This window comes from Mesorhizobium sp. INR15, from assembly GCF_015500075.1.
In the GTDB taxonomy this organism is placed as follows: Bacteria; Pseudomonadota; Alphaproteobacteria; order Rhizobiales; family Rhizobiaceae; genus Mesorhizobium.
This window is the reverse complement of the sequence record NZ_CP045496.1, coordinates 617520-637137: the sequence shown is the minus strand read 5'-3', so window position 1 is coordinate 637137 and position 19618 is coordinate 617520. Positions and strand designations below refer to the sequence as shown.

The following is a 19618-nucleotide window of genomic DNA, read 5'->3' as shown; positions in this document are numbered from 1 at the left end:
GCGCCTTAAGTTCCTTGGACGAAGTCCAGGCTCCATCATTCGGATGTAGGGTCTTCAAGCGTCACGCCGGCATCGCGCATCCTTGCCAGCATCGTCTCGATTGATCCGTTGAGATCGATGCCACGGCAGGCATCGAGCCGCACGGTGGTTTTGAACCCCTGCTTGACGGCATCCAGCGCCGAGAAGGCGACGCAGAAGTCGGTCGCCAGGCCGACCAGGGTCAGCCTGTCGATGCCGCGCTCGCGCAAATAGCCGGCGAGACCTGTCTGCGTCGTCCGGTCGTTTTCGAAAAAGGCCGAATAGCTGTCGATCTCCGGCCGAAATCCTTTGCGGATGACCAGTTCCGCCTTCGTCCAGGCGAGACCTGAGTGAAAATCCGAACCAAGGCTGCCCTGGATGCAGTGGTCCGGCCACAAGGTCTGCTGGCCATAGGGCATTTCGATCGTCTCGAACGGCTGCTTGCCGGGATGGCTGGAGGCGAAGCTCGAATGGCCGGCCGGGTGCCAGTCCTGCGTCAGCACGACATGTTCGGTGCGCCGGATCAGGTCATTGACCAGCGGCACGATCTCGTCGCCGCCGGCAACGGCCAGGGCGCCGCCCGGACAAAAATCGTTCTGCAGGTCGATGACAACGAGCGCTTCGTCGGCCATGGGGCTTCCTTCTTGGGTGTCGCGCGCATGCGCTCCATTGAAAAAGTGCCGCGAATGCGACCGGAGGCAGAAACTTGACCAGATGGCCGGCTGCGTCAACCTCTACAGCGCCGCGCGTCCTATTGGGCGCGCAAAGGACGCTGTAGCACTTTGATTTTGCGGATGATCCGTTTCCGAAAATCGATTTCCGATTTTCGGGATCATCCGCGGAAATATAACAAATGCGTGCCGCCTGGGCTGAGATAAACTCCGGCTTTGACAATTCCCGCCAGCTTGATATCATTTGCATACGAATGAATTTGGCCGGCTCGAATGCTGGAAGGTTCTTTCAGCAAGGTCCTTTTCCGGGAAGGCAAAGCGTGATCCGTTACGCGAAACCCACCAATGTCGACGAAGCGCTCGCTTTGCTTGGCGAGGGCGCGTGGCGCATCCTGGCTGGCGGCACCGATTTCTATCCAGCACAAGGCGTCAAGCCTTTCCGCGACAACGTGCTCGACATCAACGGTCTGGCAGCGCTGCGCGGCATTGCCGAGACGGACAATCACTGGGTCATCGGCGCGCGCACGACATGGACCGACATCATCCGCTACCCGTTGCCTCCCGCCTTCGATGCGCTGAAGCAGGCCGCGCGAGAGGTGGGTTCCCCACAGATCCAGAATGTCGCCTCGGTTGCCGGCAATCTCTGCAATGCCTCGCCGGCCGCCGACGGCGTGCCAGGCCTGCTGGTTCTCGATGCCGAAGTCGAACTGCGATCGGCATTAGCGACACGCCATTTGCCGCTCCAGGAATTCATTCTCGGCAACCGCCGCACCGCCCTGCTGCCAGGCGAGATGGTCACGGCAATCCGCGTGCCGAAGACGGCTACCGCCGGCACATCCGCCTTCGCCAAACTCGGCGCCCGGCGCTATCTCGTCATCTCGATAGCCATGGTGGCCGCGCGTCTGCTGGTCGTTGACGGCATCATAAGAAATGCGGCCGTTGCGGTCGGTTCCTGCTCAGTGGTGGCCAGGCGCCTCATTGGCGTTGAAGCCGTCTTGAATGGCTTGTCCGCCAGCCATGAAATAGCGGCTGCTGTCGCGTCCGCACCGATGAATGAATTGTCGCCGATCGCTGATGTGCGCGGCACCGCAGAATATCGGCTGGACGCGGTACGCGAGCTGGTCGCCCGCGCCGTGCTCGCAGCTGCCGGTCACGCCAGCGATGACAAGGCGGCGGCATGAGCCAGGTTCGGCATGAAATCAAGGAAGCCCCGTCCGATCCGGATGGGATTAAGGTTGGTGTCGAACGCGCTGGCATCGCCTTCACCGTCAACGGTGCCGCCATCTCCGTCAATGTGCCGCCGCTGCGCCGGTTGTCTTCCGTGCTGCGCGACGAATTGCGGCTGACTGGCACCAAGGTTGGCTGCGATGCCGGTGATTGTGGCGCCTGCACGGTGCTGGTCGACGGTGATCCTGTTTGCGCCTGCCTGATGTCGGCGGCCTCCGCTGCCGGCACTGCTGTCACGACGGTCGAGGGCCTCGCCAATGGCCGGCTGTCGGCACTGCAGGCTTCGTTCCTCGATCATGGCGCGGCGCAATGCGGCATCTGCACGCCGGCGCTGCTGGTCGCTGCAACCGCACTGCTGGACACGAAAGCCAGTCCGACCGAGGCCGAGGTACAGGACGCACTGGGCGGCATCCTGTGCCGCTGCACCGGCTACCGGAAGATCATCGCGGCGGTGATGGATGCCTCCCGCCATGCCGGCAATCTCGACTTCCGTCTGCCGCTGTCGGGCCATGCGATCGGCTCCTCCCCGGTCCGCCTCGATGGCGTTCCAAAAGTCACCGGCGACGAAAAGTTCGGCGGCGATTCCTTCCCCGCCGATGCGCTGGCGGTGCTGGTGGTCCGCTCGCCGCACTATCATGCCAGGTTCGATTTTGGCGATCTCGACGGTTGGGTGAAGAAGCATCCCGGCCTTGCCGGTGTCTTCACCGCCGCCGACGTCCCGGGCAAGAACTGCTTTGGCGTCATCGGCCCCTTCGCGGACCAGCCGGCCTTGGCCGAGGGCTTTTCGCGGCTTCGTGGCGAGGCGGTGGCGCTGGTCGCCGGCGAACGCGAGGCAATGCTCGATCTTGACCTTTCGGACTTTCCCATCCGCTGGACCGAACTGCCGCATTTTCTCCTGCCCAGCGAAGCACAAGGCGATGGCGCGGCGCTGATCCACGAGAGCCGCCCGGCCAATCTCTTGACCAAGGGCTTTGTCGAACGCGGCAATCCCGAGGCTGCCCTTGCCGATGCCGCGTTCACGGTCTTCGGTGCCATTGACACGTCCTATGTCGAGCACGCCTATATCGAGCCGGAAGCCGGCTATGCATATATGGACGGCGACACGCTTGTCGTCGTCGCCTGCACCCAGGCGCCCTACATGGACCGGGACGAGACCGCCAAGGTGCTCGGCCTCGCGGTCGACAAGGTGCGCATCGTGCCGACCGCGACCGGCGGCGGCTTCGGCTCCAAGCTTGATGTTTCGCTGCAGCCGTTGATAGGTTTGGTGGCGATGAAAACCGGGCGGCCGGCGGCGCTCGCCTACACCCGCAACGAATCGATGATGTCGACCACCAAGCGGCATCCGTCCGAGATGAAGGCAACCATCGGCGCCGACGCTGGCGGCCATGTCACCGGCATGGTCTTCTCAGGCGATTTCAACACCGGCGCCTATGCAAGCTGGGGTCCGACCGTGGCCAACCGCGTGCCGGTGCATGCTTCGGGTCCTTACGCGACGCCCAACTACCGCGCCGAAGGCCGCGCCATTCACACCCATGGCCCGATCTCGGGCGCTTTCCGTGGCTTCGGCGTGCCGCAGGCAACCATCATGCAGGAGACCTTGTATGATGAGCTGGCCGGCAAGCTCGGCATGGATCGCCTCGAGTTTCGCCTGAAGAACTGCCTTCGGAACGGCTCCGAAACGGTTACCGGACAGCGGCTGGACTCAGGCGTCGGCATTGCTGAATGCCTCGAATCGCTGCGGCCGCACTGGGCGCGGGCGATCGCTGATTCCGAAACATTCAATGCTGCCAATGATGCAAGCAAGCGCGGGGTTGGTGTCGCTTCGTGCTGGTATGGCTGCGGCAACACCTCGCTGCCCAACCCCTCCACCATCAGGGTCGGCGTTTCTGCTTCGGGCGATATCATCCTGCATCAGGGTGCCGTCGATATCGGCCAGGGCTCCAACACCGTCATCACCCAGATCTGCGCCGATGCGCTTGGCTTGCCGCTGGAAAGATTCCGGCTGAAGAGCGCCGACACGGCGATCACGCCCGATGCCGGCAAGACGTCCGCCTCACGCCAGACCTTCGTCACCGGCAAGGCCGCCGAGAAGGCCGGCCGCGCCTTGCGCGAAAAGATCCTGCGCTTTGCCAATGTCTCCGAGAACGCATCCCTGCGGCTGGACGGCTCGGCGATCCTCATTCGCGAGGGCGAGGCCGCGCGCCGCATCGATCTCGCGGCGCTCGACGTCGATGCGGAGGGCTTTGTCTTCCGCGCCGAGGAGACTTATGATCCGCCGACCTTGCCGCTCGATGCCAAGGGTCAGGGCAAACCATACGCGGTCTATGGCTATGGTGCGCAGATCGCCGAACTGGAGGTCGACCTCAAGCTCGGTACGGTGAAGCTGATCAAGATCACCGCGGCCCACGATGTCGGCAAGGCGATCAACCCGCTGCTGGTCGAAGGCCAGATCGAGGGCGGCATCGCGCAAGGCATCGGCATGGCGCTGATGGAAGAGTATATTCCGGGCCGCACCGAAAACCTGCATGACTACCTGATCCCGACGATTGGCGATGTACCGCCCATCGAGACCATTTTGGTTGAGGTTCCCGATCCTGAAGGTCCGTTTGGCGCCAAGGGGCTGGGCGAACATGTGCTGATCCCGACGGCGCCAGCAATCCTCAACGCCATCCGCCACGCCACCGGCGTGCTGGTCACAAAAATTCCGGCGACGCCGACGCGCATTCGCGCCGCCATTCGCGACAAGGAGGCACGCGCATGAGCGAGCTTGCCGAACGTTTCGAAACCCACGACCCCGGCGAGAAGCTGGTGGCGGAAAAGATCCGCTGCGATGCCTGTCCGGTCATGTGCTATATCGCCGATGGCCGCACCGGAGCCTGCGACCGCTACGGCAATGTCGGTGGCCGGATCGTGCGGATGGACCCGCTGACCATCCTCGATCATGCCTCGCAGACCGGCGCTGCCATGGTGCCTTTCGTTGCCGAGGGCGAGGCGTGGGGTGGCGAGCTGGTCAACACCGGCCGCCGCTTCGTCACCGCCATCGGTGCCGGCACCACCTATCCCGACTACAAGCCTGCTCCTTTTATCGTCAGCCAGGAAGTCGAGGGCGTCGATCTGGTCACCGTCGTCACCGAGGGCATCTTCTCCTACTGCGGCGTCAAGGTGAAGATCGACACCGACCGCCATCTCGGTCCCGAGACCGCCATAGTCCGCGCTGCCGGCGAGGCGATCGGCCATGTCACCACGGGCGAATATGGTTCGCAGATGCTGTCGCTGGGCGGTGTGCATCACTTGACCGGCGGCTCCAAAGCGGAAGGCCGCGCCACCTGCGATGCCCTGCTTAACCTGTGCAACCGCAAGCCTGTCGAGCTTACGATCGATGGCGGCGCCACGGTCATTGTCGAAGCCGGCAAACCACCTGTCATCGACGGCAAGGTCGAGCACCGCATGCGCGTCGGCTGCGGCTCCGCCACCATCGGCATGTTCGCCACCCAGTGGCGCGGCCTGGTTGACGAAGTGGTGGTGGTTGACGACCACATCACCGGCGTCGTTTCCGAGCATCAGGCCGGCAAGGTGCTGGGCTGGCAGGATACCGGGATAAAAATCATCGGCCGCCGCTCGACGCCTGGCCGCTATTTCAAGGTGTCGGAGCCCGGCCTTGGCTGGGGTGGCACCAGCATTTCCGATCCGCTGTCGATCCTCGGCGAGTGGAATGCCAAGAAGGGCGCGCGTCCGGGCCTGTCGCTGCTGATGGTCTCGACCACGGGCGAGCAGTTTGCCTATTACGAACTCGACGATGACCTGAAGCCGGTGCAGAAGCCGTTCCCGGAGCGGTTGCAAAAATCCGTTGGCCTGATCGAGGACAATTGCGAACCGGCGCTGTGCACGGTGTTGTTCATCGGCGGTGCCGGCGGTTCGTTGCGCGCCGGTGTCACGGAAAACCCGGTCAATCTCACCCGCTCGGTGCAAGGCCTGACCACCTATGTGACGGTCGGCGGAGCGCCGGTCTATGTCTGGCCCGGTGGCGGCATCACGCTGATGGTGGATGTCACGCGAGTACCTGAAGGCGCTTTCGGCTATGTGCCGACGCCGGCGCTGGTGGCACCGATCGAATTCACCTTGCGCCGTGACGATTACATCCGGCTCGGCGGCTACGAGGCGGAGATCCGCAGTGTCGCTGATATCGTTGCCAAGGGCGGAGAATACCTCAATCCGCGACAGGGTACGGGTGCGCCGTCGGGCAATCCGTGGCCGCCGCTGGCGCAACTGCGCCGCGCGGCCTCGAACGAGGCTGGATAATGGACGGCCCGCAAGCGCATTGGCTGCAGGACGGAAAGCGGCTGCACCTCAACCATGGGCCGATCGACCTGATCATCGAGGCCTTCGGCGACGCACAGGAGTGCCACCTGGCCTATGAGCAGGCCATCGCGCGCTTCCAGACGATCCTGATCGAGCTGGTCAAGGAGCTTCCCGAATTGCGGCTCCCGGCATTTTTCCTGGCGCCGCGCACCTTTGACAGCCCAACGGCGCGCCGCATGGAAGCAGCCGTCATCCCCTTGGCGGAATCCTTCATAACGCCTATGGCCGCCGTCGCAGGATCGGTAGCCGACGAAATGCTCGCCGCGCTGCTCGCCGGTCGCAGGCTCGATCGCGCCTATGTCAACAACGGCGGCGACAGCGCTTTTCATATCGGCAGGGGCCTGTCGATGCGGCTGGCGATCGCCGGCACTGACCACGTCATGGCGGACCGGATCGCAATCCGAGCGGAAGATGGTGTTCGCGGTGTCGCCACCAGCGGCTGGCGCGGCCGCTCCTTCTCGCTCGGCATCGCCGACGCCGTCACCGTGCTGGCGCGGACCAGTGCCGAGGCCGACGCGGCGGCGACGCTCATTGCCAATGCGGTGAATTTGCCCGGCAATCCCGCGATCAAGCGTATCCCGGCATTCGAACTGTCGCCCGACAGTGACCTCGGCGCGCGGCTGGTGACACAAGGCGTTGGCACGCTTGCATCTGGCGACGTGGTGCGAGCGCTGGACAACGGCCTTGCTGTCGCGGAAGATTTTCGCCGGCGCGGCCTGATTGTCGCATCGGCGCTGTTTCTTGGCGGGGAAACCCGCATCAGTGGCTCGGTGGCACTTGCCGCGCCCAACAAAAGTCCAGGGAAGGAATTTGCCCATGCCTGAGTTTCCGGTCCGCAAGATCGCGGTTCTGACCGAAGAAATCTTTCACGATGGCGGCCCAGCCGCATCCGCGCCGCGCCGCCGCGCCGCCGCCATGGCGCTGGTGAAGAACCCGTTCGCCGGCCGCTATGTGGAAGACCTGCAGAGCGCCATGGATGATCTGAAGCCGCTCGGCCTGATGCTGGCCGATCGCCTGATCGCGGCCTTGGGCGGCGACGTGAAGCAGATCGACGGTTACGGCAAGGGCGCCATTGTCGGATCGGCGGGCGAGCTTGAGCATGGCGCGCTGTGGCATGTGCCGGGCGGCTATGCCATGCGCGAGCGGCTCGGCGACGCCAAGGCGATCGTGCCTTCGGCCAAGAAGGTTGGCGCTTTCGGCGCACGGCTTGACGTGCCGTTGGGCCACATCAACGCTGCCTATGTGCGCGGCCATTTCGACGCCATGGAAGTCGGCATGAGCGACGGTCCGCGCGCCGACGAGATCCTGTTCTGCCTGGCCATGACTTGCGGCCCGCGCGTGCATGACCGCATGGGCGGCCTGGCGGCCAAGGACATCAAGGCCTGGGACGGACTGCGGTGAGCGGCGAGGACAATCTGCTCAAGCTGGTCGAGGGCGAAGCGCCTGACGATCAGGATTATCACCTGCAGGAGCAGGTCGGCTTCATCATGCGCAAGGCGCACCAGCGCCATGTCTCGATCTTCGCCGCGCGCATCGCCGACCTGACTCCACCGCAATTCGCCGCCCTGGCGAAATTGCGTGATGTCGGCGAGACCTCGCAGAACCAGCTTGGCACGTTGATCGCCATGGACGCAGCGACGGTCAAGGGGGTCATCGACCGGCTGAAGGCGCGCGGCCTGGTCGAGCTTTCCAAGCACGAGGTCGACAAGCGGCGGCTGCTGGTTAATCTGACGGCGGAAGGCCGCGAGGCCATAGACCGGTTGATCCCGCTGGCACGCGAGATCACGCAAGAGACGCTGGCCCCGCTCTCGGCCAAGGAGATCGCCACCTTCATGAAGCTGCTGGCGAGACTGGCGTAGTTCGTTTCCGCCGAGCGCCAGAAGGCGCCCGGCGGAAAGAAGCCTCGCCTCAGAGGCCGTTGTCCTTCAGGATCTGCGCGGAATTTTCCTTGGTGATCTTCTGCGTCGGCAAGGTGATGGTCTTTTCGACCTTCTCGCCGTTCAGGAACTTGATCGCCTGCCGCAGCCCTTCGGCACCCGGTGTCACATAGGTGAAGGTCGCCGTCAGCTCGCCATTGTTGACCAGCGTCACGCCTTCATTGGGCAGGCCGTCAATGCCGACAAACTTGATCTCCTTCTCGCGCCCGACATCCTTGGCGGCAAGATAGGCGCCGTAGGCCATCGGGTCGTTATGACCATAGACGAGATCGATCTTCTCGTTGTTGCGCAGCGCCGTCGCCATGATGTTGTAGGCCTGGTCCTGCTTCCAGTCGCCCGATTGCTGGTCGAGCAGATACTTGATGCCCGGCTCCTTGTCGGTGAATTCGTGGAAGCCGTCATGGCGGTCATGCGAGGCCTGGGTGCCCATGCCGCCCCAGATCTCGACGACATTGCCGGCTGCCTTGCCCTTGCCGCCCAGCAGTTCGACCACATATTCGCCGGCCGCGCGGCCGATCAGCGCGTTGTCGCCGCCGACAAACTGCGTGTAGTCCTTGGTGTCGACATTGCGATCGAGCACGAAGACCGGGATCTTGGCATCGATCGCCTGCTGCACGACGCCGGTCAGGCCGGCCGACTCCTTCGGCGACACCAGCAGCGCGTCGACTTCCTGACGGATCAGGTTTTCGACATCGGCAACCTGCTTCTCGGTCTTGTCCTCGCCGTCGGTGACGATCAGCTCGACATTGGGATGCTTGGCGGCTTCGGCCAGGATGTCCTTGTTGAACTGCGCACGCCAGGGTTCGATGGTCGTCACCTGCGAGAAGCCGATCTTCCACTTCTTGTCCTGCGCATAGGCATTGCCGCTGGTCAGCAGCGCGGTGGTGGTCAGCAGTGCCGCGGTTATGGCGGCAAGCTTCAACATGTCACGTCGTTTCATTTCTTGTTTCCTCCAAGATTTAGAGACGGTGTCTCCTGTGACGGCCGCTTTGCCGCGGCCGTTTCCTTGTGCGCCGCTTGCCCGCCCCTGACAGGCGAAAGTGGCAGGCGCAGATAGCTGAGAAGATCGGCGGCGTTGCGCTCCTGCACGAGCACGGTGCCGATGATGATCATGCCCTTCAGCACCAGCTGAAGGTTCGAATTGATGTTGTGAAGCTGCAGGATGTTGGAGAGCAGCCCGAAGATCAGCACGCCGCAGAATGTTCCCGTCAGGCTGCCGCGGCCGCCCATCAGGCTGGTGCCGCCGATCACCACGGCGGCGATGGCGTCAAGCTCCAGCCCGGCGCCGGCGTCGGGTTTGCCCTGGCGGTATTGCGCGACGTAGAGCACGGCGGCGATGCCAGCCAGCAAGCCGGAGATGGCATAGGTGACGATCTTGACGCGGCCGGCGGCGATGCCCGAAAGCCGTGCGGCCTCCTCGTTGCCGCCGATGGCGTAGACATAGCGGCCAAAGGGCGTGAAGCGCAGCACGGCGCCGTAGATCACGATCGCGCCGAGGAAGAACAGGCCCGGCATCGGGATGATGCCAAACACCAGCGAGCGCAGCATCTCGAAATCGGCGGTGGCGTTGGAGCCGGTATAGACCGGCAGCACCGCATTGTTCTGGCCGGCGGTCAGCCGCGCGATGCCCAGTGCCGTCACCATCATCGCCAGCGTGACGATGAAGGGCTGCAGCCGTCCGCCGACGATGATGAAACCGTTGAGCGCGCCGAACAGCAGCCCCACGCAAGGCGCGACCAGCAGCACCCCAAGCACGCCGAACTTGGTTTCGATCTGCGGCAGCAGGAACCACAGCACCAGGCAGCACAGGATCACGCCAACGATGCCGGGCGTCACCAGCCCGCGCATCCTGCCCAGTTGGACATCGCGCGCGGCGTCACCGGCCCGCGATCGAGCCAGGTTGAGAAAGATGAAGCGGGTGACGACGATGCCGAGGCACAGCGCGACAACCGCGACCGTCGGCACGCCCAGCATCACCCCCGGCGTCACGCCGGGGACAGTTAAAAGCATGGCGCAGACCACCGAGCAGATCGCCATCAGCGAGCCGACGGAAAGGTCGATGCCACCGGTGATGATCACCGCCGTCATGCCAGTGGCGATCAGGCCCGTCGTCGACACCTGGCGCAGCACGTCGAGCAGATTGCCGTAGGACAGGAAGATGTTGTTGCCCTTCGAGCTGATCGGCGAGCCGAGCACGCCGATCAGGAAGATGGCGATCAGGCCCCAGTAGAGCTTGGTGCGGGACAGGAGTTTCAGGGCAGTCATGCAGCGGGTCTCGATATGGTCCGGCGAGGCGCCGCGAGGCGCATGATCGCCTCCTCGCTCGCCGCCTCGCGGGAAAGAATTCCGGTCTGGCGGCCATCGGCCATCACCAGTATGCGGTCGGAGAGATGCAGCAGCTCCGGCAGTTCGGAACTGATGACGGCAATGGCGAGGCCATCGCGCGCCAGCTTGAAAATGAGGTCGTATATGTCCCGCTTGGCGCCGACATCGATGCCGCGCGTCGGCTCATCCAGCAGCAGCACTCTCGGCCTCGTCGCCAGCCACTTGCCGATGACGACCTTTTGCTGATTGCCGCCCGACAGCGTGCCGGCCGGCCGGTCGATGTCCTCGCAGCGGATGTCTAGTGCCTTGACTGCCTGCCGTGCCAGCCCCTGTTCGCCGGTCCGAGAGCGGATGCCGAACCGCGCCAGCGCCCCCACCAGCGGCAGCGCGACATTGTCGGTGATCGATGCCTGGAGGTGCAGTCCTTGCGTCTTGCGGTCCTCGGTGACCAGCGCAATGCCCAGCCGCCGCGCATCGCGGGGCGAGCGGATATCCACCGGCTGGCCATCGAGGCGGATTTCACCCCCGGTGCGTCCGCCGCTGGCGCCGAAGATCGCCTCCAGGATCTCGGTGCGGCCGGAGCCGAGCAACCCGCCGATGCCAAGAATCTCGCCGGCGGCAAGATCGAACCTGACGCCGTCGAGCACCGTGCGCCAGCCATGGCGATCGGGTTTCGACAGGGACAGGTTGCTGACCGAAAGCACGGTCCTGCCGCCGGCGTCGCGCTCTTCCTGGGAGGAAGCGAGCAGGTCTCGTCCGACCATCGCCGAGATGATGGCATTCTCGTCGAGCTGGGCCATCGCCCGCGTCAGCACGTGACACCCGTCGCGAAACACCGTCACGCGGCTGGCCAGGTGCATCACCTCGTCGATGCGGTGCGAGATATAAACGATGGCGACGCCGCTCTCTGCAAGCTGGCGAATGATCCGGAACAGCCGCTGGCATTCGGCGGAGGACAGCGCCGATGTCGGCTCATCCATGATCAGGATGCGCGCCGACATCGACAGCGCCTTGGCGATCTCGACCAGTTGCTGTTCGCCGACACGCAAGGCGCCGACCCGCGCTTCCGGGTCGAGCTCGATGCCAAGTCGCTGCAGCAGGGCGCTGGCGGCGCGGCTGCTCGCGTTGCGGTCGATGATCAGCCCGGCGATCAGCTTCTCGCGCCCGAGAAAAATGTTGTCGGCGACGCTGAGCTCGGGAACCAGGTTGAGTTCCTGATGGATGATGGCGATACCGGCGTCCTCGGCATCGCGGACGCCGGCGAAGCTGACCGGCCGGCCATCGACGTGCACGGTGCCTTCGTAGCCGATGTAGACGCCGGACAGGATTTTCATCAGCGTCGACTTGCCGGCGCCGTTCTCGCCCATCAGCGCATGGACCTCGCCGCGCCGCAGGTCGAAGCCGACATCGGCAAGCGCGGCGATGCCGCCAAAGTTCTTGGAAATATGCGCGGCGCTCAGAACGATGTCTGAGCGGTCGGGCCCTGCCGCACTGTGCTCCTGGGAATGGGAACTCTCATCGTCCATGACAATGGCGGCCTCCCTTCCGTCGTCGTCAATCTGTCCCAAACGCTAATCTAAACGTTTCGATCGTGTCAAGCCGATATCCTGCGATGAAAGTAGGATGCATTTCGATTCTTGCCTAAACCGGCTAAATTCCGTAGGTATTGGCAGCAAGGGGTGACGAAACGTTTCGAAAATGACAGCGTCAGGGCGGACAAGGCAGCGAAAATCGACGGCGCCCACCATGCTTCACGTGGCTGAGGCGGCGCGCGTTTCTGTCGCCACCGTGTCGGCGCTGATCAACGGCACCGCGACTGTCAGCCCCGAACTCAGCCTGCGCATCGAGCAGGCCATCCGCGACATCGGCTACAAGCGCAACGCGATTGCCCGCAGCCTGAAAATGGGCACGACGCGCACCATCGGCCTGACGGTGCCGCACATCACCAACCCGTTTTTCACCGATGTCGTTTCGGTGATCCAGCAGGCTTTCGACCGCGCCGGCTATGCGGTGATGCTGTGCTGCACCGACGAGGACCTGAACACGCAGGACGAGCAGATCCGGCTGCTGCTCGACCGCATGGTCGATGGCCTGATCGTCGCGCGCGTCGGCGACGGGGGGATCCTGAAGGGCATCGTCGATGATGCCAATGTGCCGGTCGTGCTGCTGGACCGTGTCTGCGAAGGCGTCGATACCGACACCGTCGTTCTCGACAACCAGCGCGCGGTGTTCGATGCTATCACCTACCTGATCAATCTCGGCCACCGGCGCATCGGCTACATCACCGGTTCGTTCGACATTTCGCCCATGCACGACCGCATGGCGGGCTACCGCGAGGCCTTGCATGCCGCCGGCCTGCCGGTCGACAACGATCTGGTCCGCTTCGGCAATTTCCATGAGGTCGACGGCTACAACGCGACGATGCAATTGTTGTCGCAGCACGACCGCCCAAGCGCCATCTTCTCGGCCAACAACCCGATGGTGATCGGCACCATGAAGGCCATCCGCGACATCGGCCTGTCCTGCCCGGAAGATGTTTCGGTCGCCTGTTTCGACGATTTTCCGTGGTCGGATGTATTCCAGCCGCAACTGACCACGGTGGCGCAGCCGGTCCAGGCGATCGGCGAGCAGGCGGCCAACCTGCTGCTCGACCGTCTCGCCGGCAACCGGGACGCACCGCCGCGCAAGCTGACGCTCAAGGGCCGGCTGATGATCCGCAATTCATGCCGCCCGCTGGGCGCGATCGCGAAAACCGCAGGCGTTTAGCCCGTGCGGCGCACCTAGTTTTTGAACGCCTCTGAACAAAGCGCCTGCAGCTTTGGGAAGACATGCTTTCCGCCAGTAATCACCTGCGTGCCGTGCTGAAGCACCGTCTTCGGATCCGCCTTCAGGATCGTGCCGCCGGCTTCCTCGACCAGCAGCATGCCGGCCACGCAATCCCAGGCGTTCATATGCTCTTCGACATAGCCGAGCAGCCGGCCGGCTGCGACATAGGCCAGCATCAGCGCGCCCGAGGCGTTGCGGAAGAACACACCGCCATCGGCCAGCAGGTGGCGGACCAGCACGGCGATGTTCTGGGCTTCCGCGCGGTTAGAAAAGCCGGTTCCAACCGACCCTTCCTCAAGGCTTGTCGCTTCACTGGTCTTGATCGGCCGGCCGTTGACGAAGGCGCCGCCGCCAAGCCGGCCATGGAACGTCTCGCCGGTCGATGGTTCGTGGATGACGCCAACCACGGTCTCGCCATCCCTGGCGCACGCGATCACCACGCACCAGGCCGGAATGCCGCGCACGAAGTTCGCGGTGCCGTCGATCGGGTCGATCACCCAGACATAGCCGCTTGATCCGGCAACCGAGGCATGCTCCTCGCCGACGATGCCGTCTTGCGGATAGTCGGTTGCGATGGCGGCGCGAATGAACAGCTCCACTTCGCGGTCGCCGTCCGAGACGAGATCCTGATGGCCCTTGCTCTCGATCGTCAGATTGTCGAGGTCGCGAAAATATTTCAGTCCGAGCTCACCGGCGCGCCGCGCCAGCTCGATTGCGAAATGCATGCGCGTGTCATGGTCGTTGGTCACGGTGTGCCGATCTCCTGAAAGGATACGCCGCCCTTAGCAAAAGGACGGCGCCGGCAAAAGCGCAATCAGGTTTTGAAACGGCATCAGGCAGCCTGCGACAGCGATTTATGCGCGTCGGCCAGGATCTCGAACGACCGCACCCGCGCCGCGTGATCGAAGATCTGCGCGGTGACCATCAATTCGTCGGCGCCGGTGCGGCGCACGAAGGCATCGATGCCTTGCCGGACCGTTTCCGGAGAGCCAACCACGGCGCAGGACAGCGCCTGGCCAAGCATGGTCTTCGCCATCGGCTCGAGGTCGTGTTCGTAGTTCTCGACCGGTGGCGGCAGCCGGCCTGGCCGGCCGGTCCGAAGATTGACGAAGGCCTGCTGCAGCGAGGTGAACAACAGCCGCGCCTCGGCGTCGGTCGGGGCGGCAAAGACGTTGAGGCCAAGCATGACATGCGGCTTGTCGAGCTGGTCCGACGGCTGGAAGCGCGAGCGGTAGATGTCCAGCGCATGGTCGAGTTCGGCTGGTGCGAAATGCGAGGCGAAGGCATAAGGCAGGCCGAGCATTGCGGCAAGCTGCGCGCCATAAAGGCTTGAGCCGAGAATCCAGATCGGCACGGTCTGGCCTTCGCCGGGCACGGCGCGGATGCGCTGGCCCTCTTCAGCCGGTTGGAAATAACCCATCAGCTCGACGACATCCTGCGGGAAATTGTCGACGCCGGCTTCGAGGTTGCGGCGCAGCGCCCTTGCCGTCAGCATGTCGGTGCCGGGCGCGCGCCCAAGGCCGAGATCGATCCGGCCGGGGTGCAACGCGGCCAGCGTGCCGAACTGCTCGGCGATGACCAGCGGCGAATGATTGGGCAGCATGATGCCGCCGGCGCCGACGCGAATGGTCTTGGTGCCGCCGGCGACATGGGCGATGACGACCGCCGTGGCGGCACTGGCAATGCCCGGCATGTTGTGGTGCTCGGCCAGCCAGTAGCGCTGGTAGCCCAGCCGCTCGGCATGACGGGCAAGGTCGAGCGAATTGGCCAGCGACTGCGATGCATCGCTGCCTTCGATGATCGGCGACAGGTCGAGAACGGAAAGAGCGGTCATGGATCAGGCCTCTGTGATGTTCATCTGCCGCACCTTGGCCTCGAAGGCCGCACGGTCGGGAATGATGATGCCGAGCTGGCTTTCCAGCGTGTCGGCGAGTTCGCTGGCTGTCGCCATCTCCCTCTGCTCGCTGCGGCCGCCGCGATGGTGGATCGACAAGCGGTTGCCGCGCAGCGCGTAGCGCCGGTCGGGCATGGCGCGCGCGGCGATAACCGAATTGAGGAAATGCGATGCCGGATTGGTCGACAGGAAGTAGTTGGTGACGGAATAGTCGACCTCGTATTGCGGCTGCAGGTCGAAGCGATAGAGCGAGCGCCAGTCGCCGCCGATACCGGCCTGAAGGCGGAAATGATCGTCCGCTTCAACGATGCGGAACGTTTCATGCGGGGTTTTTTGCTCGACAGAGGGCCCAAGCAGCAGCGGTGCGGTCAGGGTCAGGCCGCCGAAGCCGACATCGGCGATGTGAGTCTGGCCGCCGAACTCGACACGCAGCAGCATGTGGCCGCGCGCGGTGATGGCGCCTTCGGGCTGGCCCCATAGCACCCGCGCGGCGAGGCCACTGACTTCAAAGCCAAGAGCATTCAGGGCATGCATGAAAATCAGGTTGTGCTCGAAACAGTAACCGCCGCGACCGCTGGCGACGATCTTGTCCTGCAGGGCGGCAATGTCGAGCCGCACCGGGTGACCCAGAAACGGGTCGATATTCTCGAACGGGATCGCTTGCGGATGGAGCAGGTGCAGCGCCTTCAATGTGTCCAGCGACGCATCTCTCGGACCCGCATAGCCGATGCGGGCGAGATAGGCGTCGAGATCGAAGAGGGCATCGCTCATGGGAAGGGACCGGCCTGTGATGGGCCGGATATAGGCATTCGGTCGGGGTGCCGCAAACCGGAGCCCGTCAGTTTATGCCGGTGCCGTGCCGTCGTCACTTTCAGGGTCTTCCTCGACGGTCGCGGTCTGTTGTGCCGCCAGGAAATTGCCGACATGGCTCAAGCCGTCGAAATGATCGCAGAACACCTTGATGACGACCAGCAACGGCACCGCCATCAGGGCTCCGACGAACCCCCACAGCCATGACCAGAAGGCGATGGCGATGAAGATCGCAACCGCATTGATTTCGAGGCGCCTGCCAACCACCATCGGCGTCACGAACTGGCCTTCGACAATGTCGCACAACAGCACGAAAGCCGGCGCCAGCAAGGCATATGTGATGGTGTCGAAACTGATCAGCGCCATCACCGCCACCAGCACGATGGTGATCAGCGCTCCGACATAAGGCAGGAAGTTGAGCAGCGCGGCTGCCACGCCCCAGACCAGGGGGTTGGGCATGCCGAGAGCCCACAGGCCAAGACCGATGACCGTGCCAAGCCCGGCGTTGATGATGGTGACGGTGAGCAGATAGTGCGAGATTTCGCGCTCGACATCGTAGACGACGCGCAGCGCCCGCTTCTTCTCGCTGAGGCTGGCAAAGGACTGGATGATCTTTTCGTAGAACATGGTGCCGGAGGCGAGCAGGAACAGCGACAGCACGAAGATGATGGTGAAGCTTGTGCCCGCCGCCAGGATGTTGCTGGCCGCCGAAGACAGGATGCCGGACTGCGCAGCGACGACCTTTTGCACACCGGGCTCTTGGGATGTCTCGGTCAGCGCCTCCAACTGATGCGAGATCTGCATGATCTTCTCGAACGGACGTCGCAGTTGCGCCAGCCGCTCACCTAACTGCTGGCCGATCGAGGAGGTGTTGTTGATCAGGTCTATGACCGGGCCGCTGAGCAGATAGCCGGCGCTGGCAAAGACAAAGATCGACAACAGCACAAGAAGCGTCGCAGACACCACTTCGGGAATGCCGCGTTTGCGCAGGAAGCGAACGATCGGGGTGAGCGTCAATGCCAGCAGGAACGCCAGGATCACCGGCATGAAGAAGGCGCGGGCGAAGTAGAGCGCGTAGACGGTCATGAACAGGAAGATGCCGACGAGCAGCGAGCGCATCAGATGCGTGTCGGCGCGCGTCACCGCGCGCGCCTCATCCGCCTCGGCAACATCCGCACCCAAAACGGCGGGTTCGGCTTTCATCACGGTCCCTCGGCGGCGCACCGCAATTGGCGCGGCCTGACCACCCAAACGCCCAGGTTCGCTCAAGGTTCCGTTAGCCGGCAAGGGCGTGGGGCCGCTATGCGGCGCCACAACGACTTCAAGCCGGCGCCGGTATGGCGTCCGCCGTTTCCTTGCGCACGATCGGCGCCACCTTGGTGCCATAAAGCTCGATCGCCTTCATGATCTTGGCATGCGGCATGGTGCCGATCGCCATCTGCAGCAGGAAGCGGTCATTGCGGAATATCTTGTGCTGGGCGACGATCTTTTCGGCGACCTGCTCAGGGTTGCCGACGAACAGCGCCCCGTCCGGACTGCGCGCCTGGTCAAAATGCGCCCGCGATGTCGGACCCCAGCCGCGCTCGCGGCCAATGCGGTTCATCACTTCAGCCTGGGGGCCATAAAAGTCATCGGCTGCCTTCTCGGTCGTCTCGGCGATGAAGCCGTGCACGTTGATGCTGGTGGCGAGGTTGGCCGGATCGCTGCCGGCACGCTTGGCGGCCTCGCGGTAGAGGTCGAACAGCGGCGCGAAGCGTGCGGGCTCACCGCCAATGCTGGCAAGCGCTAGCGGCAGGCCGAGTGCACCGGCCCGTGCGGCGGACTGCGGCGTGCCGCCTATGGCGATCCACACCGGCATTCTGTCCTGGAACGGCCGGGGATAGACGCCGCGATCGTTGATCGGTGCGCGCAGATTGCCGGACCAGGTGACCTTCACGCTGTCGCGGATGGCGAGCAGAAGGTCGAGCTTTTCGGCAAACAGCTCGTCGTAGTCCTCCAGATTGTAACCAAAAAGCGGGAACGACTCGATGAACGAGCCGCGCCCGGCCATGATCTCGGCGCGGCCGCCTGACAGGAGGTCGAGCGTGGCAAACTGCTGGAACACGCGCACCGGGTCGTCTGAGGACAAGACGGTGACCGCGCTCGTCAGCTTGATGCGCTTCGAGCGCTCGGCGGCGGCGGCCAGCGCCACGACAGGCGCGGAGGCGGCGTAGTCGGGGCGGTGATGTTCACCAAGGCCGAAAACATCAAGGCCAACCTGATCGGCGAGCTCGACCTCCTCGATCAGGTTGCGCAGCCGCTCATGCGGACCGATGGCGCCTGGACCCGGTTGCGGGCTGACGTCGGCAAAGGTGTAGAGACCGAGTTCCATTGAATGTCATCCTGGTGTGTTGCTTGTTGCGCTAGAGGTAGCGACGCACCCTCCGCGCCGCCAGAGGGCCGGGTGTGAACAGTGCATGTCGATTTAGGCCGGAAAAGGCGTCTCTTGGGCGCAACATCCCGGAATTTCATGGCTGGCATGACGTTTTGGCGCTTGAACTCTCACTATTCGCGCGTATGTAAGCGTCGCGAATTGACTTCAAGGAAGTGGACTTGGCTATTTATAGGGAAAAAGACGTTTTCGAGCGGCGCAATGCCGCGAACGAGGCAAAGAAGGCGCTTCTGGAGCGCTTCAAGGCAAAGCCGGCGGCGGACGATCCCGCGGTGCTGGCACGCCAGGCCGAACGCAAGGCAATCCTCGAGGCCCGCGAGATACGCGAGACCGAGAAGGCCCGGCTGAAGCAGGAAAAGCAGGCACGCGAAGCGGTCGAAAAGGCCGAGCGCGAGGCCGCTGCCGAAGCAGCGCGCATCGCCGCCGAAGAGGCAGCGCAGGCTGACGCGAAGGTTCGGGAAGCCGAAGAGAACGAGCGCATTGCCCGTTTGCTGGCTGACGAAGCCGAGCGCAAGGCCAAGCGTGATGCACGCTATGCCGCGCGCAAGCAGCGCACCGGCAGGACGCCTCCAGGCTTCTCCGCCCGCTAAACCCGGGCGGGCCGAGCTGGCGCGCTAAGCTACCGAATCGCAAGGATCAGGGTCGCCTCACAGCGGCCCTGAAGGCGCTTGTCCGGGGCTATCAGGCAGCGAACTTCAACCCCATGATGCCGCAGACGATAAGCGCGATGCAGGCCAGCCGGATGGCCGTGGCCGGCTCTCCCAGCAGCCAGATGCCAAGCAGCGCGGTGCCGACCGTGCCAATACCGGTCCACACCGCATAGGCGGTGCCGACAGGCAGCGCTTTCAACGCCAGGCCAAGCAAGGTGAGGCTGACGACCATCGAGGCAACGGTCAGCACCGTCGGCATCAGCTTGGTGAAGCCGTCCGTGTATTTGAGGCCGATCGCCCAGCCGATTTCGAACAGACCGGCAAATAAGAGAAGAATCCACGACATCAGCAACGCTCCATCGGGAGCATCGGGCCGAAAAGTGGAATTCGGACAAACCGATGCTCAATCAAAGATTGGCGGGTCGTCCCGACGGGTGTTTTGAGGCGCGGGGCCGTCCCCGCCATACGGA

18 protein-coding genes are annotated in these 19618 nt (G+C 63.9%); 8 read left to right on the top strand and 10 right to left on the bottom strand.

From position 1 onward, the window contains the following. Positions 1-35 precede the first annotated feature (35 nt). A complete protein-coding gene (gene pncA, locus GA829_RS02995; protein WP_195177095.1) occupies positions 36-650 on the bottom strand; it encodes a bifunctional nicotinamidase/pyrazinamidase in 615 nt (204 codons plus the stop codon). 359 nt (positions 651-1009) lie between these two features. Here pncA and GA829_RS02990 point away from each other — a divergent pair, with 359 nt between their 5' ends. From GA829_RS02990 to GA829_RS02965, 6 genes are read left to right on the top strand one after another with little or no spacing between them, the layout of a single operon-like run. Further along, complete coding sequence (locus GA829_RS02990; protein ID WP_195177094.1) at positions 1010-1870, top strand: FAD binding domain-containing protein; 861 nt, start codon at positions 1010-1012, stop codon at positions 1868-1870. Then, positions 1867-4677 carry a molybdopterin-dependent oxidoreductase gene (locus GA829_RS02985; protein WP_195177093.1) on the top strand — a complete coding sequence of 937 codons (2811 nt, stop codon included), beginning with the start codon at positions 1867-1869 and terminating at the stop codon, positions 4675-4677. Before GA829_RS02990 ends, GA829_RS02985 begins: the two co-directional genes overlap by 4 nt. Continuing rightward, the gene (locus GA829_RS02980) at positions 4674-6215 is read left to right on the top strand and encodes a 6-hydroxynicotinate reductase (RefSeq protein ID WP_195177092.1); all 1542 of its coding nucleotides are present in this window, start codon (positions 4674-4676) and stop codon (positions 6213-6215) included. The genes GA829_RS02985 and GA829_RS02980 overlap by 4 nt, the downstream gene beginning before the upstream one ends. Then, entirely contained in the window at positions 6215-7099 is an 885-nt protein-coding gene (locus tag GA829_RS02975; RefSeq protein ID WP_195177091.1) for a UPF0280 family protein, read from the top strand. The genes GA829_RS02980 and GA829_RS02975 overlap by 1 nt, the downstream gene beginning before the upstream one ends. Next, positions 7092-7676 carry an amino acid synthesis family protein gene (locus GA829_RS02970; RefSeq protein ID WP_195177090.1) on the top strand — a complete coding sequence of 195 codons (585 nt, stop codon included), beginning with the start codon at positions 7092-7094 and terminating at the stop codon, positions 7674-7676. Before GA829_RS02975 ends, GA829_RS02970 begins: the two co-directional genes overlap by 8 nt. Further along, complete coding sequence (locus GA829_RS02965; protein WP_195177089.1) at positions 7673-8134, top strand: MarR family winged helix-turn-helix transcriptional regulator; 462 nt, start codon at positions 7673-7675, stop codon at positions 8132-8134. Before GA829_RS02970 ends, GA829_RS02965 begins: the two co-directional genes overlap by 4 nt. Before the next feature lie 49 nt (positions 8135-8183). On the opposite strand, the gene GA829_RS02960 is transcribed toward GA829_RS02965, so the two are convergent. The 3 genes from GA829_RS02960 to GA829_RS02950 are packed head-to-tail and all read right to left on the bottom strand — an operon-like array spanning position 8184 to position 12063. Continuing rightward, entirely contained in the window at positions 8184-9152 is a 969-nt protein-coding gene (locus GA829_RS02960; RefSeq protein WP_195177088.1) for a substrate-binding domain-containing protein, read from the bottom strand. Continuing rightward, a complete protein-coding gene (locus GA829_RS02955; protein WP_195177087.1) occupies positions 9149-10477 on the bottom strand; it encodes an ABC transporter permease in 1329 nt (442 codons plus the stop codon). Before GA829_RS02955 ends, GA829_RS02960 begins: the two co-directional genes overlap by 4 nt. Then, the gene (locus tag GA829_RS02950; protein WP_258052118.1) at positions 10474-12063 is read right to left on the bottom strand and encodes a sugar ABC transporter ATP-binding protein; all 1590 of its coding nucleotides are present in this window, start codon (positions 12061-12063) and stop codon (positions 10474-10476) included. The genes GA829_RS02955 and GA829_RS02950 overlap by 4 nt, the downstream gene beginning before the upstream one ends. A gap of 220 nt (positions 12064-12283) precedes the next feature. Between GA829_RS02950 and GA829_RS02945 the strand changes: the two genes are divergently transcribed. Next, positions 12284-13303, top strand: a complete 1020-nt coding sequence (locus GA829_RS02945) for a LacI family DNA-binding transcriptional regulator (RefSeq protein ID WP_195177086.1) — start codon at positions 12284-12286, stop codon at positions 13301-13303. A gap of 14 nt (positions 13304-13317) precedes the next feature. On the opposite strand, the gene GA829_RS02940 is transcribed toward GA829_RS02945, so the two are convergent. From GA829_RS02940 to GA829_RS02920, 5 genes are all read right to left on the bottom strand, one after another. After that, complete coding sequence (locus tag GA829_RS02940) at positions 13318-14112, bottom strand: inositol monophosphatase family protein (RefSeq protein ID WP_195177085.1); 795 nt, start codon at positions 14110-14112, stop codon at positions 13318-13320. A gap of 83 nt (positions 14113-14195) precedes the next feature. Further along, positions 14196-15197 carry an LLM class flavin-dependent oxidoreductase gene (locus GA829_RS02935; RefSeq protein WP_195177084.1) on the bottom strand — a complete coding sequence of 334 codons (1002 nt, stop codon included), beginning with the start codon at positions 15195-15197 and terminating at the stop codon, positions 14196-14198. 3 nt (positions 15198-15200) lie between these two features. Next, a complete protein-coding gene (locus GA829_RS02930) occupies positions 15201-16028 on the bottom strand; it encodes an arylamine N-acetyltransferase family protein (RefSeq protein WP_195177083.1) in 828 nt (275 codons plus the stop codon). 72 nt (positions 16029-16100) lie between these two features. Then, a complete protein-coding gene (locus tag GA829_RS02925) occupies positions 16101-17270 on the bottom strand; it encodes an AI-2E family transporter (RefSeq protein ID WP_195177082.1) in 1170 nt (389 codons plus the stop codon). 118 nt (positions 17271-17388) lie between these two features. Continuing rightward, complete coding sequence (locus GA829_RS02920; protein WP_195177081.1) at positions 17389-18438, bottom strand: LLM class flavin-dependent oxidoreductase; 1050 nt, start codon at positions 18436-18438, stop codon at positions 17389-17391. 221 nt (positions 18439-18659) lie between these two features. Here GA829_RS02920 and GA829_RS02915 point away from each other — a divergent pair, with 221 nt between their 5' ends. Next, positions 18660-19088: a DUF6481 family protein gene (locus tag GA829_RS02915; protein WP_195177080.1), complete on the top strand. Its 429-nt coding sequence runs from the start codon at positions 18660-18662 to the stop codon at positions 19086-19088. 91 nt (positions 19089-19179) lie between these two features. Here the strand turns inward: GA829_RS02915 and sugE are convergent, their stop codons facing one another. Further along, positions 19180-19494, bottom strand: coding sequence for a quaternary ammonium compound efflux SMR transporter SugE (gene sugE, locus GA829_RS02910; RefSeq protein ID WP_195177079.1), 315 nt, complete (start codon positions 19492-19494; stop codon positions 19180-19182). Positions 19495-19618: the final 124 nt, after the last annotated feature.